14 protein-coding genes and 1 pseudogene are annotated in these 15,500 nt (G+C 67.6%); 6 read left to right on the top strand and 9 right to left on the bottom strand.

Annotated elements, in window-relative coordinates; genetic code table 11:
• Positions 1–74: 74 nt before the first annotated feature.
• Complete coding sequence (locus EAF64_RS16730) at positions 75–1,193, top strand: DUF4330 domain-containing protein (RefSeq protein ID WP_129070122.1); 1,119 nt, start codon at positions 75–77, stop codon at positions 1,191–1,193.
• The gene (locus tag EAF64_RS16725) at positions 1,186–1,818 is read left to right on the top strand and encodes a hypothetical protein (protein ID WP_129070121.1); all 633 of its coding nucleotides are present in this window, start codon (positions 1,186–1,188) and stop codon (positions 1,816–1,818) included. Before EAF64_RS16730 ends, EAF64_RS16725 begins: the two co-directional genes overlap by 8 nt.
• On the opposite strand, the gene glmS is transcribed toward EAF64_RS16725, so the two are convergent.
• The 5 genes from glmS to EAF64_RS16700 all read right to left on the bottom strand — a co-directional run bounded on the left by glmS (position 1,819) and on the right by EAF64_RS16700 (position 8,081).
• Positions 1,819–3,654 (bottom strand): glutamine--fructose-6-phosphate transaminase (isomerizing), encoded by a 1,836-nt coding sequence (glmS, locus tag EAF64_RS16720; RefSeq protein ID WP_129070120.1) that lies wholly within the window; start codon positions 3,652–3,654, stop codon positions 1,819–1,821.
• Positions 3,654–4,847 carry a sugar phosphate nucleotidyltransferase gene (locus tag EAF64_RS16715; RefSeq protein ID WP_129070119.1) on the bottom strand — a complete coding sequence of 398 codons (1,194 nt, stop codon included), beginning with the start codon at positions 4,845–4,847 and terminating at the stop codon, positions 3,654–3,656. The genes glmS and EAF64_RS16715 overlap by 1 nt, the downstream gene beginning before the upstream one ends.
• A 114-nt stretch (positions 4,848–4,961) precedes the next feature.
• On the bottom strand, positions 4,962–5,819 hold the full coding sequence (locus tag EAF64_RS16710; protein ID WP_129070118.1) for a CheF family chemotaxis protein: 858 nt from the start codon (positions 5,817–5,819) through the stop codon (positions 4,962–4,964).
• Between the two features lie 218 nt (positions 5,820–6,037).
• Positions 6,038–6,847, bottom strand: coding sequence for an undecaprenyl-diphosphate phosphatase (locus EAF64_RS16705; protein WP_129070117.1), 810 nt, complete (start codon positions 6,845–6,847; stop codon positions 6,038–6,040).
• A gap of 298 nt (positions 6,848–7,145) precedes the next feature.
• Positions 7,146–8,081, bottom strand: coding sequence for a ribonucleoside-diphosphate reductase (locus EAF64_RS16700; protein ID WP_227739026.1), 936 nt, complete (start codon positions 8,079–8,081; stop codon positions 7,146–7,148).
• A 176-nt stretch (positions 8,082–8,257) separates the two neighbouring features.
• On the opposite strand from EAF64_RS16700, the gene EAF64_RS16695 reads away from it, so the two are divergent.
• Both EAF64_RS16695 and EAF64_RS21135 read left to right on the top strand, forming a co-directional pair.
• Complete coding sequence (locus EAF64_RS16695; protein WP_129070116.1) at positions 8,258–8,911, top strand: helix-turn-helix domain-containing protein; 654 nt, start codon at positions 8,258–8,260, stop codon at positions 8,909–8,911.
• A 32-nt stretch (positions 8,912–8,943) separates the two neighbouring features.
• Positions 8,944–9,105 (top strand): hypothetical protein, encoded by a 162-nt coding sequence (locus tag EAF64_RS21135; protein ID WP_193767734.1) that lies wholly within the window; start codon positions 8,944–8,946, stop codon positions 9,103–9,105.
• Position 9,106: 1 nt separating this feature from the next.
• On the opposite strand, the gene EAF64_RS16690 is transcribed toward EAF64_RS21135, so the two are convergent.
• On the bottom strand, positions 9,107–10,654 hold the full coding sequence (locus tag EAF64_RS16690; protein ID WP_129070115.1) for an aldehyde dehydrogenase family protein: 1,548 nt from the start codon (positions 10,652–10,654) through the stop codon (positions 9,107–9,109).
• 142 nt (positions 10,655–10,796) lie between these two features.
• Between EAF64_RS16690 and EAF64_RS16685 the strand changes: the two genes are divergently transcribed.
• Positions 10,797–11,915: a mechanosensitive ion channel family protein gene (locus EAF64_RS16685; protein WP_129070114.1), complete on the top strand. Its 1,119-nt coding sequence runs from the start codon at positions 10,797–10,799 to the stop codon at positions 11,913–11,915.
• A 4-nt stretch (positions 11,916–11,919) separates the two neighbouring features.
• Here the strand turns inward: EAF64_RS16685 and EAF64_RS16680 are convergent.
• Positions 11,920–13,491 (bottom strand): annotated as a pseudogene (locus EAF64_RS16680) (SLC13 family permease).
• Positions 13,492–13,591: 100 nt separating this feature from the next.
• Positions 13,592–13,843 carry a hypothetical protein gene (locus EAF64_RS16675; protein ID WP_129070113.1) on the bottom strand — a complete coding sequence of 84 codons (252 nt, stop codon included), beginning with the start codon at positions 13,841–13,843 and terminating at the stop codon, positions 13,592–13,594.
• Between the two features lie 241 nt (positions 13,844–14,084).
• Between EAF64_RS16675 and EAF64_RS16670 the strand changes: the two genes are divergently transcribed.
• A complete protein-coding gene (locus EAF64_RS16670) occupies positions 14,085–14,951 on the top strand; it encodes an esterase/lipase family protein (protein WP_129070112.1) in 867 nt (288 codons plus the stop codon).
• 24 nt (positions 14,952–14,975) lie between these two features.
• Here EAF64_RS16670 and EAF64_RS16665 read toward each other — a convergent pair whose 3' ends face one another.
• On the bottom strand, positions 14,976–15,458 hold the full coding sequence (locus EAF64_RS16665; protein ID WP_129070111.1) for a GNAT family N-acetyltransferase: 483 nt from the start codon (positions 15,456–15,458) through the stop codon (positions 14,976–14,978).
• Positions 15,459–15,500: the final 42 nt, after the last annotated feature.

Below are 15,500 nucleotides of genomic sequence, written 5' to 3'. Positions count from 1 at the left end.
GTCGACATCGGGTCGCTGACGGCTGAATCTGTCGAAACCACTATACGCGCAGGGATCGACGCGGGGGACAAGCGATGGAGTTGATCGACGAGGAGGGACGGTTGTTCGGACGCGTCAACGTGGTCGACGCGCTCGTCCTGTTGGTCGTGCTCGCAGTAGTCGGCGCGGGCGTCGCGCTGGTGACCGGTAGTAGCGACCAGGCGGAACCGGGCGGAAATGGCGACGGCGGGAACACCGAGACTCGCTACGCGACGCTCGCGCTCGGTCCGCAGTCGGTCCAGTCCGCGTCGGCGATCCAGGCGGGGCAGAACGTCACGCTCGCCGGATCGAGCACGACGGTTCGGGTCACCGACGTCCACCGGACCGGGGCGACCAACGGCCGCGTGCAGTCGTTCCTCCGGATCGCCTACCCCGCCGGACTGCCTGTCAGGGGCGCGCCGATCCGTACTGGACGGAGTGTTACTGTCGTCGGAGACGGCTACCAGACGGACGCAGCCGTCCGGTCCGTCGACCACAACGGGTCGGCGTTCCAGACTGACACGGTCGCCGTGTCCCTCACGACGGAGGTCGACGCGTCGACAGCGGCGGCGGTCGAGACCGGCGACCGCCTCACCGTCGGCAACCGGACGCTCGCGACGGTCGGGTCCGTCGTGTCGATTCCGACGAACGAAGACGAGCGTCGCCGGCTCCGGCTGGGTATCACGCTCGCGACCCGGACCGTCGGCGGCGAGTCCGAGTTCGCCGATCGGGCGCTCCGCGTCGGCTCGACCATCCCCCTCCGAACGAACCACGTGGAGGGACTCGACGGGACGATCCGGGCTGTCGGGTCGCTCCAGCCACCGGGTGACCCGACCGACGTCACCATGACGATCGCCTGGGAGGGAGTTCGGCCCGCTGTCGCCACGGCTCTCGGGCCGGGGACGACGGAGAGCCATCGTGGCGGGACCGCGCGGCTCGTCGACGTGACCACGGGCCCCGCGACCGTGGTCGTGCCGACCAGCGATGGCGAACTCGTCGTCCGCGACCATCCGCGGGACCGCGACGTGACCCTAACCGTCCGGGCGACCGGCAGGGCGAGCGGGTCGGCGATCCAGTTCCACGACGGACCGTTGACGGTCGGCCGCCAGGTCACCCTCGAGTTCGACGGCGTTACGATTCACGGAACCCTTCTCGATTTCGAGTCCGATGAGTGATGCGTCGAGCGACGACGTGTCTGCCGTCGTTCGGGTGCGTGAGACCGTCGCGGACTGGTTCGCGACCTCCCGGACCGGGCAGACACTGACCGCCGTCGTAGACCGGTTCGAGACCGCCGCCGCCGGCTCCACGACGAGAGGAGTGATAGCGACGCTCGGTGACTGGGTTCGCGCCTCGTGGTCGTACCGCTGGCTGACCGCCGAACCCGACCCCGACGTGATCGTCGTCGACCTGCGGGAGACCTACACCATCGGCCCGATCATCCGCGTGCTGGACCGCGTCGTCGACCCGATCGCCGACGCGTGGGACGGGTCGAGTGCGCAGGCCACGGCCGATTCCGTCGTGGACGCACCGGTGCGTGCGCTGGGCATCGTCGCGGTCGTTGCGGTCCTCGTCGAGACGGCGCTCTCGCTGGTGCTGGGCAATCTCGGGCAGTCCGGCCTCCTCGTCCGGGCGATCCTGTTCGGCTTCGCCACGCTGGCGACCCAGGTGCCGCTGTCGGCGTCGGAACTCGCGGAGACGCGAACGGGTCGCCTCCTCCGGGCGGTCCTCGAACCACCGGAGCCGCCGGGAGAGGAGACCGATCGTCCGGAGAAACAGCCGAACGACGACGATAGCGGCTGATTACTCGACGGTGACGCTTTTGGCCAGGTTTCGCGGTTTGTCGATCGAGCGCCCGAGCATGTCCGCAGTGTGGTAGGCCACGAGCTGGAGTTGGACGTTCGCGACGACCGCGGCCACACGCCGGTGGGTGTCGGGCACCTCCAACACGTGGTCGGCGTATCGCTCCACGTCACTCGCGCCGTCGGTGACCGCCACGACCGGCGCGTCGCGGGCCTCGACTTCCTTGACGTTGCCCACGGTCTTGGTCGCCTGCTCGTCGTCGCCGGTGACGACCGCGAACACGGGCGTGTCGGAGGTGACCAGCGCCAGCGGCCCGTGTTTGAGTTCGCCCGCCGCGAAGCCCTCGGCGTGTTTGTACGTGATCTCCTTCATCTTCAGCGCGCCCTCCAGCGCGACGGGGTAGTGCAGGCCCCGGCCGATGAAGAAGTACGACTCGGCGTCCCGGTAGGTCTCGGCGATCTCCTGAGCCGTGGAAGTGTCGAGGATTTCCTGGACCGCCCCCGGAAGATCGCGCAGGCCGCTGATGACCTCGCGGCTGTCCCCGACGCTCGTGATCGCCAGCGACAGCAGGTTCAGCGCCGCGATCTGACTGGAGAAGGTCTTGGTCGCGGCGACGCCGATCTCCGGGCCCGCCCGGATGTACATCGCGTGATCGCACTCACGAGCGACCGTCGAACCGACCGTGTTGGTCACCGCGAGCGTGCGCGCACCGCGCCGCCGGGCCTCCCGGAGCGCGCTCAGGGTGTCCGCGGTCTCCCCGCTCTGGGTGACGCCGATCACCAGTGCGTCCCCGATGGGCGGTGGGCTGGTGGCGTATTCGGAAGCGAGGAACGCCTGGGCGGGAATCCCGGCCTGCTGGAACAGCTGGGCGGCGTAGACGGCCGCGTGGTAGCTCGTCCCACAGGCGACCAGTTGAACGCCACGCGGCGAGAGGTCGCCAAGGTCGGCGAGGTCCACGGTGCCGGAGAGTTCGTCGACCCGCCCACGGAAACACTGCCGGAGCGCCCGGGGCTGCTCGTGGATCTCCTTGAGCATGAAGTGGTCGTAGCCGCTCTTGCCGGTCTCCTCGGGGTCCCAGTCGACGGTGTCCTCGGTCTTCTCGACGGGCTCGCCGTCCAGCGTGGTCACCCGGTAGCCGTCGGCGTCGACGACCGCGAACTCGCCGTCGGCGAGGTAGACCACCCGGTCGGTGTGGTCCCGGAAGGCCGGCACGTCGCTGGCGAGGTAGTAGGCCGCTCGCGGCTCGTCGCCGCTCGCAGATTCCGAGGCGCTTCGCGCCTCGCCGTCGACGCCCAGCACGAGCGGTGAGTCGTTGCGCGCCGCGAAGATGCGATCGACGCCGGACATGACGACACAGACCGCGTAGCTCCCCTCCAGCCGGGCGACGGCCTGTCGGACCGCGTCCTCGGGGTCGGCACCGTCCGCGAGCGCGTCCTCGATCAGGTGCGGGACGACCTCGGTGTCGGTGTCGCTGCGGAACTCGTGGCCGGCCGTCGAGAGTTCGTCTCTGAGTTCCTGGTAGTTCTCGATGATCCCGTTGTGGACGACCGCGACCTCGCGGTTGCAGTCGAGATGTGGGTGGGCGTTCTCGTCGGTCGGCGGCCCGTGGGTACTCCAGCGGGTGTGGCCGATCCCGACCGACCCCGATGGACTGCGCTCTTCCAGTGCTGCCCGGAGTTCGTCGATCTCGCCCGCGGTCTTGCACACGTCGAGGTCGGAGCCGGCGAGGGCGACGCCCGCCGAGTCGTACCCCCGATACTCGAGTTTCGACAGCCCGTGGACGAGTACGTCGAGCGTCTCGCCGTCGCGGCCGGCACAGCCGATGATCCCGCACATCAGCGCATCACCTCCGCGCCGTCGGGGATCTGTCCCCGGGCGTGGGCGCCGGTGTGGAGGTGCGCCGACGGCCCGACCAGCGTGCCGGGGTCGAAGCTCACGTCGCCCTCCGCGGTGACGCGATCCGCGAGGACCGCGCCGAGGCGCTGATCCTCGAAGACCTCGTTGCCGACGCGCACGTCGGCCTGCCCGCCAGGGACGACCGAGCCCGCACCCACGTCCACGTCCTGCCCGGTCACGGTGTCGACGAGGACGCTCCCGGCATCGACGCGTGCGTCGGCGTCCAGTACTGTGCGTTCGACCGTCACGTTCGCGCCGACGGTGACGTTGTATCCCAGCGCCACGTCGGGACCGACGACCGCGCCGGGGCCGATCTCCGAGTCCGGCCCGACGACGACCGGCGGCCGGAGCGTCGCGTCCTCGTGAACGCGGGCGTCGCCGTGGACCCAGACGCGCTCGTCTCGCTCGGGCACGTCGACTTTTCCCCGTGCCAGCACCGTCCGGGCGACGGTCAACAGGTCCCAGGGGTAGGTCGCGTCGACCCACATCCCCTCACAGCGGACCCCCCGCACCTGCCCGCGCTCGGCCAGGCGAGCGATGGTGTCGGTCAGGGCGAGTTCGCCGGCCGACCGGGGTGTGTCGGCGATCTCGTCGAAGATTCCCGCGTCGAAGGCGTAGATCCCGGCGTTGATCAGCCGGTACTCACCGGTCGTGGGTTTCTCGATTATCTCGGTGAGTTCGTCGTTCTGGAGGACGACCGCGCCGTACTGGCCGGCGTCTGGGTGTTCCAGGACCGCGAGGGCGGCGCTGGAGCCGTGGCGCTCGAAGCCCTCCGCGACGGCCTCGACCATCGAGGACTCGATGAGCCGATCACCGTTGACGACCAGCGGCGGGCCGTCGACGGCCGCGCGGGCCTGCAGGAGGGCGTGGCCGCTTCCTAACTGTTTGTGCTGGCGGACGTACTGGACGGGGACGTCCCGATAACTCGGGCCGAAGTGGTCCTGCACCCGGTCGTGCTTGTAGCCGACGACACAGACGAGTTCGTCCATGCCGGCGTCGACCAGGGCGTCGAACACGTGTTCGAGGATCGGGCGATTGGCGGCGGGCAACATCGGTTTCGGACGGTTGCGCGTCAGCGGACGCAACCGAGTCCCTTCACCGGCAGCGAGGACAACCGCCGTGCTGACGCTCATACAAATTGGTTGCCGGCGGCCCGTTTCAACTTTCCGGCCGGCGAACCCCGTTTTCCACAGCATTACGCACGTTAGTGGCTTTATTACGGGAATTCTGGACAGAGTAGCGGCCGACTACTCATCACTCATGGCATCGCTCGCCAGGTTTCTCCCACGCGCGTTCAGTGCGACTTCCGTCCGAACGCGGACCTCGTCGACCGCACCGATGTCGAGCAGGCGCTGGTAGATCTCCTCGACCTCGTCGGGCGGGATACCGACGAAGTCGGACATCTCGAACGGCGAGACGCCGGAGTACAGCGCCATCAGCACCTGACTCTCCATGTCGTCGAGTTCACCCACGTCACCCTCGTTGCGCTCGACGGCGCTGGTGAACAGCGAGGACAGCGCTCGCGTGTGGCGTTCGGTCCCCGTCAGGTGGGTCTCGACGCTGCGGTCGTCCTCGGTGTGTTCGACCGAGATGACGGTGCGGTCGGTACTCCGTACCGTCGACTGACTCGTGTCGATGGTTCCGACGTTGTCCATGCCGATGGCCACGCGCCCGTCCGAGAGGGCCATCTGGATCGTGTCGTCGACGTAGCGGAACTTCGCTTTCTCCCACTCGGTGTCCTGGACGACACCGCCCTCGACGGCCGGGTGTTTGACCAGGACGATCTCGTCGTGTAGCGTCGCCCGACAGATCGTCTCCTCCAGCTGGGCGTCGGGCAGCGTCAGGAAGATGATCGCACTCCCGACCCGGATGGCTGTGAAGCTGGCGACGTGTTCGGTCGCCTCGATCTCCGGCGGATCGTCGACCAGCGAGAGCTTCGCCAGCGGCACCGTCTGCTTGTTCCCGCTGGTCGCCAGCACCAGCCGCTTGTTCGTCACGATCAGGCGGCAGGACTGCCAGGTCGCACCCTGGTCGACCTCGCCACCCCGGACGGCATAGAGGAAGTCGCCCTGCGCGTCCAGCAGCTTCTGCTCGGCGTCGCTCACGGGCGATCACCTCGACGACTGGGGTGTCTCCGGTCCATGCGTGCCTGGCGTCGCCAGCGGCAAGGGGACGGTCGGTCGACCCGACCACCGACCCCGCCGAACTGGTCGAACTCGTCGGAGACTACCCAGTTGGGAAAGATAAACGTTGTCGGGTCGTTCTCAGAGATTGTACACCACTGGCGGAGCCGGTCGCGGTTTCGACTGGAAACGACGGTCGGTCAAAGCAACAGGAGGCCACCGCCGACCAGGGCCAGCGTGCCAAAGCCCACACAGACGCCCCAGAATGCGACCCGGCGGACCAGCGCTACCAGCGCGCCCACGGTGAGGTAGCCGACGACGGCGCTCACCGCGAGCGCGGTCACCGCCGCGGTCGGCGCGATCCCGAGTCCCTCGAAGGAGAGCAGTCCCGCACCGAGCGAGGCAGGGATGGCGAGCAGGAAGGACAGCCGGAGGGACTCGACGCCCTCGTGGCCCCGCAGGAGGAGCGCACTGACGGTCGTTCCGGATCGGGAGACACCGGGGAGGATCGCCAGGCCCTGCAGGACGCCGACCGCCAGCGCGTCGAACAGGTCGGGCTCGGTCCGGCGGTCGATACTACCCCTGGACTCGGCGACCTTCTGGACCACGCCCGTCACGACCAGCAGCCCGCCGATCAGCGCCACGAACGCGCCGCCGGCCAGTTCCGACACGAGGGCTTCGAGCGCGGTGTAGGCCGCCAGTCCGACCACCATCGAGGACAGCGTGGCGACGAGCAGGAAGGAGACGTCGGCGGTGTCCTCGCCGAAGGGGTCGGCGGTCGAGAGGGCGGGCAGCGTCCGGAGGACGCCCCCGATCTCGTCGCGGTAGAAGACCGTCGCCGCCAGCGCGGTCCCGGCGTGGAGAAAGAGCGCGAACTGGACCGCCGCCCCCGGATCGGCGTTCCCGAGCAAATTCAACACCAGCGCGACCGACCCCTCGCTGGAGACCGGCAACCACTCCAGCACGCCCTGCACGACCCCGACGATCACGGCGAGCAACTGCTCGTCCATACAGTGGAGGCGCTACGGCACCCCAAATAGCGTTCGGTACTGTGGCGGAGGGGCACGGCGGAACTGTCCACCACGCGGCCGGAGAGAAGAGGTGGCCCGCGAGTGGGCGCGGGCCCGAACGAGAGTGAGTGGGTCCCGTAGCGTGGGGAGCGGGACCCGAATCACGCGTAGTTGGGGGAGTCGTCGTGGTGTTGGGAGCGTGTCGTCGGGATTTCCAGTCGGGGTGTCGGGAACGAGCTGCGTCAGTCCGCCCCTGTCGAGCGTGGCGAGACAGGGCTCGATTGACGAACGAATTGAGTCAGTCGGCGGCGGCGGCGTCGTCGCTGCCGAGTTCGACGAGTTCGTCCACGTCGGGAACCTCGGCCTCGGCGTCGGTGATGATCTCGATCCTGCGGGTGAGTTTGTCGCGGGAGTAGGCCACGAGCGGCGCGGGGTTCAGGCTCTCGGTGAGGTCGCTGAACGTGCCCGCGACGTGGGGCATCAGACTCTGGAGCGTCTCCTGGACCACGTCCTCGCTGACCTCGCCGGACTGGACGTAGCCACGGACCTTGTTCATCCCGAAGCCGACGTGGCGGCCTTCGTCGGAGCGGACCTTGGCGATGCCGTCGACCAGTCCGTCGGAGTTGGGGAAGTCCTGGTCGGTAACTTCGTCGGAGCCCTGGTCCGAGAAGGCCGACTGGAAGCCGTAGTAGCCGGTCTGGGCGAGGACGGACTCGACGACCAGATGGTAGTGACAGTACGCCCGAACGCGGTTCTCGGGCGTGTCGTCGGTCAGCAGACGCTCCATCGCGTCCTCGGTCTTGTCGAACAGCGCGATGTAGTCGTCGTTGAAGTAGCGCTGGTCCGTCGGGTTGGTGACCTCGTAGCCCATCTCCTCGGCGACCGGGTCGATGACCTCACGCCAGAACCGGTCGAAAAACTGCGTGTGCTTGGCCTCCTCGTAGATCTGACTGGAGAGGAACATCTGGTCGTCGATGTCCTCCAGCACCATCGCCAGCGGCATCAGGTCCTCCGTGACGGCCTCCTCGCCCGCACCGAAGCGGGCGATTGCGGTCCGGAGTTCGTCGAATTCGGCTTCCTCGGGGCCGTACTCGACCATCTTCCGTTTGTCGTCCTCCAGCCCCTCGATCTCGTAGGGGTCCCAGTGCCGGTAGACGGCGTTTTTGAAGTAGCCCTGTGCGAACGAGTCCGGGTCGAGTCGCATCTCGCGACTGTCGTCCTCCACCTGTGTCATTGTACATCCGACTGTTCGGCACGAACCACCTATCCGTGGTGCAAATCTTCAGTGGGTCATTTATACCACCGCAATAGCACGGGTCCCGATGTGAGGGCCCGCCGGGGTGAAGAGCCAAGGGCTCGCCGGCCGAGGTAACCGCCGCACACATATGGGATCGGCCGTTAGCGAGGGTCATGCGTTACGTGGAGATTGTGTTGCGGCCGGACCGGGAGGGCTTTCACCCGGCCGAGCAGGCAATCGTCGACGATCCCGAACTGGACCGGGTGGCGATCCACCACCTCAACCAGCTCGACGACGGGACCATCGTCTTCCTCTACGAGGCCCGGGGCCCGCTCGACCGCGCCCGGGACCTGATGGACGGCCACGAGGACGTGCTGGAGTACAGCGTCTCCCGCGAGGGCTCGAAACTCCACGCGTACATCCACTTCGAGCCCAACGACCTGGTCGACGCGCTGTTCCGCGCGATGCAGGAGTACAGCATCGTCGTCGACACGCCCGTCGAGTGCCTGTCCGACGGCGGCATCCGGATCACCGGCATGGGCGACCAGGAGACGATCACCGAGGCGCTCGCGGTCGTCCCCGACAGCGTCGACGTGGAACTGGAAGCGATGCGGGAGTACCACCCCGACGACCGCCAGCTGTTCTCGATGCTCACCGACCGCCAGCAGGAGATTCTGCTCACGGCGGCCGAACTGGGCTACTACGACGTGCCCCGCGATGCCACGTACGAGGACATCGCCGCCGAACTGGATCTCGCACCCGTGACAGTCGGCGAACACCTCCGGAAGATCGAGTCGCGGGTGCTCAGCGAGATTCTGCCGGGGTAACGCTCTTTTTGCCGGAGCTAGGATTCGAACACATGAAACGGTCGTCGCTGCTGGACCTGACGGGAACACTCTCAGCGGACGAGGCCGAGAAGTTCCGGGACGTACTGGATACGGTTGATTCCGACGCGAAGGCAGACATCGACCAAATAGTCGAGTCTCGCTCGGACGAAGATACCGACTGCTCGGACGCCTGACTTACATATCCGGCAGGCCGCCGAAGTTCATCGTCACCGATTTCTGCTGAGTGTAGTCCTCCAGCGTCGACTCGTCGAGTTCGCGGCCGATGCCCGACTGCTTGTAGCCGCCGTAGGGACTGGGCTCGAACATGTCGTTGTAGGTGTTGACCCAGACCGTGCCGGCTTCCAGGTCGTCGGCGGCCTGCTTGGCGCTCTCCAGATCGGTCGTCCAGACCCCTGAGGCCAGCCCGTAGATGGTGTCGTTGGCCTCGGCCATCATCTCGTCGTAGTCCGACCACTCCAGGACGCTCAGGACCGGACCGAACACTTCCTCGCAGGCGATGGTGTCTCCGTTGTCGATGTCCGTGAGGATCGTCGGCTCGTAGAAGGGTGCGCCGTCGAGATCGGCGTCGGCGGGCTGTCCGCCACCGTAAGCCAGCGTCGCGCCCTCCTCCAGCGCAGTGTCGACGTAGGACCGCACGTCTTCCAAGTGGTCGTGGTCGATGAGCGGCCCCACGTCGGTGCGGGGGTCGAGCGGGTCACCAACCGTCAGGTCGTCGGTGGCCGCGACGAAGGCGTCGAGGAACTCGTCGTAGATGTCCTCGTGGAGGAACATACGCGAGCCCATCGTACACTGCTGGCCGACGTTGAACCAGGAGGCGATGATCGAGCCCTGGACGGCCTTCTCGATGTCGGCGTCGGGGAAGACGATGTTGGGGCTCTTCCCGCCGAGTTCCAGCGACACGGGGGTGATCGTCTCGGCGGCGTTCTCCATCGTGTACTGGCCAGCCGCGGTGGAACCGGTCAGGGCGACCTTGCCGACGCCGGCGTGACCGGTGAGGGCGTTGCCGACCTCACTGCCCGCGCCGGTGACGACGTTGACGGCCCCGTTGGGCAGGACCTCCTGGATGGTGCGGGCCATCTCCAGCGTCGAGAGGGAGGCCCGGGAGGAGGGCTTGAACACGACGGCGTTGCCCGCCGCCAGCGCGGGGGCCATCTTCCAGGCGACGAACATCGCCGGGAAGTTCCAGGCGCTGATGAGCCCGACGACGCCGTAGGGCTCCTTTTGCGTGTAGGTCAGTCGGTCGGGGCTGGCCGGCGGTCGGCGGCCCTCGTCGGCGGTGCGGGCGAGGCTGGCGAAGTAACGGAACTGCTCGATGGCGACCTCCAGATCGACGAACATCGAGTGCTGGTTGGCCTTCCCCACTTCCAGCGAGTCGAGTCGCGCGATCTCCGAGCGACGATCCTCCAGTCGATCCGCGACCGCCAGCAGTTTGTTCGAGCGCTGCTGGGGCGACATGACCGACCACTTCTCGAAGCCCGCCTGTGCGGCCTCGACGGCGCGGTCCACGTCCGCGGGTGTCCCCTTCTGGAACCGGGCCAACTGCTGGCCGGTCGTGGCGTCGACGGACTCGACCGTCTCGCCGCTGGCCGACTCGACCCACTCGCCACCGACGAGCATGCCGTACTCCTCGTCACCCACCGCCTCGCTGGCGACCTGCTCGTGTTTCTCGGCGATCGAATCCCCCACGTCCACCTGCTCGGAATCGAAGTACTCGCGCTGCATTCTTTGCGTCGTTCACCGGACCGACAAAAACGAGTACCGCCTCAGTTGTTCGTCCGTTTAAGTCGGCGGCGTGTGGTAACAGCCACCGTACGACCCCCTGTCAGGACAGCACGGCTATATATCGGTACGGCGTACCGAGTGCATGCAACTCGCGGACCTGTGGACGGACGCCGAGGCGGCAGTGCTGGGACTGCCGCCGTGGGCGGCCGTCCTCGTGATTCTCGGTGGATCGCTGGCGCTCGCCTGGCTCGTCCGGGTGGGTGGTGACGTCGTGATCCGGCGACTGACCCGCCGGATCGACGGCGACGTCGACGACGCGGTGTTCTCGACGCTGCACCCGCCGCTGTACGTCTCCGTGCTGATCGGCGGCGTCTACCTCGCCGGGGCGGTGGTCTGGGACTTCACCACGTTCGGGTACCCGGTGCGGTCGGGGACGCTCTCGATTCTCGTCGTCCTCTGGGCCTGGACGCTGACCCGACTCGGGCGGCGGGTCGCGACGGCCGCGAGCGACGAAGTGAGCTTCGACCGGAAGATCCTCCCGATCTTCCAGAACGTCTGGACAGCCATCGTCCTCGGCGCGTCGACGTTCGTCCTGCTCACGCTGTGGTCGGTCGACGTGACGCCCCTGCTGGCCTCGGCGGGGATCGTCGGGATCGTGGTGGGCTTCGCGGCGAAAGACACCATCGCCAACTTCTTCGGCTCCATCGCGCTGTACGCCGACGGGACCTACGCCGTCGGCGATTTCGTCGTGCTCGATTCGGGGGAGCGCGGCCGCGTCGAGGACATCTCGATCCGGTCGACCGTGATCCGGACCCGCGACGACATGCTCGTCACGGTGCCAAACAGCGTCCTGAACTCGGCGCTGATCGTCAACGAGTCCACGCCGGGGCGGGACCGCCGCGTCCGGGTTCCCGTCGGCGTCGCCTACGACTCCGACCTCGAGCACGTGGAGTCGGTTCTAAAGGAGGTGGCTGCCGCGGAAGGACTGATCGAGGAGCGACCCAAACCGCGAGTCCGCTACCGCTCCTTCAGCGACTCGGCCGTCGACGTCGAACTGCTTGGCTGGATCGACGACCCGGTCCTCCGAGGTCGCGTGACCCACCGCCTCGTCAAGGCCGTCCACGCCGCGTTCCGCGAAGAGGGCATCGAGATTCCGTTCCCCCAGCGCGAACTCACCGTCGTCGGTGGCGCGCCGGACGGGACCGCCGACGCCGGTCTCGACGGGACCCGGGACGGACACGTCGACGCGGCGACGGACTGACCGGTCACCAGAGGAGGCTCGGACAGACGAACTGGAAGAGCATCCAGATGAGGCCGGTCAACACGAGCGTCGTCAGGACGTTCAGCACCATCCCGGCCCGCATCATGTGCCGCTGCTTGAGATGCCCCGCTCCCGAAGACGATGGCGTTGGGTGGGGTCGCGACCGGGAGGGCGAACGCGAAACTGGCGGCGATCGCCCCGCTGACCGCGAGGAAGACCGCGGCCGCGACTTCCGACAGGCCAAGCGTCGTGGCGAAGACGCCGCCGATGCCGATGAGCATGGGGACGATGATCGTCGACGTGGCCGTGTTCGAGGGCATCTCGGTGAGGCGGACGACCACGAGCACGACCGCACCGACCACGAGCACGATGGGTGCGCCGGTCAGCGACCCGAAGATGGTCCGGGCGAGCCACTCGGTCGCACCGGTCTCGGCCAGTGCGTCGGCCAGGGCGATCCCACCGCCGAACAGGAGGATAGTGCCCCAGTCGATGTCGACGATGTCCTCCGACTCGACGGTGTCGGCCAGCATCAGTGCGGGGATGGCGTACATCCCGACCACGACGTAGTAGAGCAGACCCTAGTGGCCGGCGACGCCGAGCACCGTCGCACCGCCGTCGGTCCCGAGCAGGGTGTTGAACCACGGGGTCGGGAGGACGCCGAGTTGCTGGACGAACGGGTCGAGGCCGCCGAGGACCCACAGGGTCGCCGTCGCGGCGAAGATGTAGGCGACCCGACGACCGCGGGGCGACGGCGGGCCCTCCTCGCGGAGGTACTCGCGGGCCTGCCGGCGCGCGTCGCTCACGTCGTCGATCTCGGGCGGGTACAGCCGGAAGGTGAGGAGATACCAGACCAGCGGGAGCGTGACGACGATGGGGAGGTCGATGAGCAGCCAGTCGACGAACCCGATCTCGTAGCCGAGGATGGCGTTGAGCTGGGTCGCCAGGACCGCGTTCGGCGGCGTCCCGATCAGCGTCCCGACACCGCCGACGCTGGCCGCGTAAGCCGTCCCCAGCAGCGTCGCGATCTGCATGTTCGAGGGGGCCTCGCTGTCGGCGGTCTACTCCCTGAGCTGGTCGCGCCCGATCACCTGCGCGAGCACGCCCAGCGCGATGGGCGTCATCATCGCCGTCGTCGCAGTGTTGGACACCCACATCGAGAGGAAGGCGGTCGCGAGCATGATCGCGAGGATGAGCCGTCGCGGCGACGAGCCCATCCGACTCGCGATCCACAGCGCGATCCGTCGGTCGATGTTGTACTTCTGGAGCGCGTTCGCGATCACGAAGCTCGTGATAAAGAGGAAGATCAGGTGGTCGGCGAAGCCCGACAGCGCAGGGTCGATGTCGTCGTAGACGCCCAGCGCCGTCAACAGGACTGGAATCGACAGTGCCGTCACCCCCAGGGGCACTACGTCGGACACCCACAGCACGGCGGCGAAGAACACAGTCGCGACAGCGTACTCTCTCTTCGTCGAGAGCCCCCCGGGTCGAGCCCGAACGCGACGGTCGCCGTCCCCACCACCGCGAGGGCGAAGACGGCCAGTTTGCGCCCGTTCGTCCCGTTACCGAGCTGTATCACTGATACACGGTTCTCGATAGTGGCTACGTTTACCAGTTTTTCCCACGCAGGTGCGACATCACACCGCAAAGTTACCCTCGGGGTACCGAGCGGCCCGGCGTCAGAAGTGTTCGACGAGCGCCTGGACCTGTTCGTCGGTGAGTTCCGCAGCGTAGAGATCGAGGAGGGCACGTCGGCGCGAGGCAGACAGGCCGCGGCTCCCGCTTTCGAGCATCGAGACGTGGGCCTGCATGAGGTCGTCGACCTCGCGTTCGACACCGCGCTGTTCGTAGCCCGCGGCCGTCCACAGTAACCGCCACGCGTCTGGGGAGATCTCGGCCACGCCGACGGACCGATCCTCGACCGGTGCCATCACGTCCAACTAACCGGAATGGCCGTCAAAAGGGCTGGCACCCGCGGCGACGCGACACGCGGCGATGCCGGAACCACACCGGCGGCCCACGCCGGAGTTTCATCTGGTAATGTTTCGACATCGATAGACGACACTCGGTAAGCACTTCCGCGGTTCGATTACCAGTCAGACGTTTCTTTCGCGTTTCGGGAACCGTTGTAAGGAGATAGCTATATATGGCACACGTTCACACTAATCAGATATGTCCGTCGACAGGGGGTCGGGTCGGTCGCGACCCGTCTTCCAGCAGTTGACTTCGAACCTCGCAGGACTGCGACGCTGTCGTCGCAACGGGGGTTGCCGGGTCGACTGCCGACACGAACGCACCGAGGAACACCGACTGCCGTGGTCCACGAGCGACTACGGCGGCTGGGGTGGCCACGAGCACCACGACACCGAGGCCGGGTCGGCGGAGACACCGGTCGTGTTCGTCCACGGGAACCAGCGCGACGCCTGCGACTGGGACGCACACGCCGAGTTCTGCCTGAACCGCGCTTACACCGGGGACGACCTCTGGGCGATCACCTTCGAGTCCGGGAGTCCGAGTCACGCGCGCATGGCCGACCAGCTCGACGACTTCGTGGCCGAAGTCAGGGCGTACACCGGCAGCGACGAGGTCTCGATCGTCGCCCACAGCCTGGGCGTGACCGGTGCCCGATACTGGCTCCTCCGGGAGGATCGCTACGACTGGATCGACACCTGCGTGTTCATGGCCGGCGCGAACCACGGGTCGGTCCTGAACTCCTACGCCGCCTCCGCCGGCCTCACCGGCGGGACCTACAAGATGAGCGACTTTCTGCGCCGGGACTACGAGTCCGTCGACGGCCACCCGCTCGCGGCGCTCAACGAGAACGAGACGCCCGGCGACGTGGACTACTACACCGTTCGCGGGACCGACGACCCGCTGTTCTGGAACTGCGAGGACAGCCCCGCTCTGGAGGGGGCAGAGAACGTCCTCCTGCGCACCGACCACGACGGCGTCCGGGCGAGCCTCACCAGCATGGAACTCACCTACGAGTGGCTCACCGGCGAGAAACCGTACAACCTGAAGACGACGCTCCGTTCCTGATCGGTCGGCCCGCAGTCTCGCGGTTCACTCGGCCCGGAACCGCTTTCGATACCGCACGACCTCGGCGTTCGGGCCGTAGCTCGCGCTGTCGACCCGGGTCCAGTCGTGACGCTCGTAGAGGCCACGGGCGGCCTCGCGGCGCGCGTCGGTGTAGCGGACGAGCGTCTCGTGGTCGCGCTCCCGTCCCTCCCGCTCCAGCGCGTCGAGGATCGCCGCCCCGTACCCCTCACCCTGGTGGTCGGGGTGGACGCGCATGGCGGTGACGACGCCCGACGAGGCGTCGCGAGGTTTCAGTCCGCCGAGGGCTACGAGGGTGCCGTCGACGAGGCCGACGAGCAGGCAGGCGTCGCCGTCGGTCGCCGCGTCGACGGTCGTCTCGAACTCGCTGTCGGGTGGGCCGCCCTCCCGGTACGGAACCGGACTGGCCCGGAGTGCGGCGGTGTGGACGGTGCTGGCGCGGTCGTAGTCACGCGGTTCGTACGCGCGGATCGTACAGCCCCCCGACATCCGTCCGGACGGGCGGTCCGCGGCGGCAAAGTCCTGTCGAGT

Origin of the sequence: Halorientalis pallida (assembly GCF_004118325.1) — an archaeon.
GTDB lineage: Archaea > Halobacteriota > Halobacteria > Halobacteriales > Haloarculaceae > Halorientalis > Halorientalis pallida.
This window is presented reverse-complemented; position numbering and strand designations above follow the sequence as displayed.

Bases quoted from the DNA above. Each gene is read 5' to 3' on its own strand.
- EAF64_RS16730 (WP_129070122.1), top strand. From the start codon at position 75: ATGGAGTTGATCGACGAGGAGGGACGGTTGTTCGGACGCGTCAACGTG.
- EAF64_RS16725 (WP_129070121.1), top strand. From the start codon at position 1,186: ATGAGTGATGCGTCGAGCGACGACGTGTCTGCCGTCGTTCGGGTGCGT.
- glmS (WP_129070120.1), bottom strand. From the start codon at position 3,654: ATGTGCGGGATCATCGGCTGTGCCGGCCGCGACGGCGAGACGCTCGAC.
- EAF64_RS16715 (WP_129070119.1), bottom strand. From the start codon at position 4,847: ATGAGCGTCAGCACGGCGGTTGTCCTCGCTGCCGGTGAAGGGACTCGG.
- EAF64_RS16705 (WP_129070117.1), bottom strand. From the start codon at position 6,847: ATGGACGAGCAGTTGCTCGCCGTGATCGTCGGGGTCGTGCAGGGCGTG.
- EAF64_RS16700 (WP_227739026.1), bottom strand. From the start codon at position 8,081: ATGACACAGGTGGAGGACGACAGTCGCGAGATGCGACTCGACCCGGAC.
- EAF64_RS16695 (WP_129070116.1), top strand. From the start codon at position 8,258: ATGCGTTACGTGGAGATTGTGTTGCGGCCGGACCGGGAGGGCTTTCAC.
- EAF64_RS21135 (WP_193767734.1), top strand. From the start codon at position 8,944: ATGAAACGGTCGTCGCTGCTGGACCTGACGGGAACACTCTCAGCGGAC.
- EAF64_RS16690 (WP_129070115.1), bottom strand. From the start codon at position 10,654: ATGCAGCGCGAGTACTTCGATTCCGAGCAGGTGGACGTGGGGGATTCG.
- EAF64_RS16685 (WP_129070114.1), top strand. From the start codon at position 10,797: ATGCAACTCGCGGACCTGTGGACGGACGCCGAGGCGGCAGTGCTGGGA.
- EAF64_RS16675 (WP_129070113.1), bottom strand. From the start codon at position 13,843: ATGGCACCGGTCGAGGATCGGTCCGTCGGCGTGGCCGAGATCTCCCCA.
- EAF64_RS16670 (WP_129070112.1), top strand. From the start codon at position 14,085: ATGTCCGTCGACAGGGGGTCGGGTCGGTCGCGACCCGTCTTCCAGCAG.
- EAF64_RS16665 (WP_129070111.1), bottom strand. From the start codon at position 15,458: ATGTCGGGGGGCTGTACGATCCGCGCGTACGAACCGCGTGACTACGAC.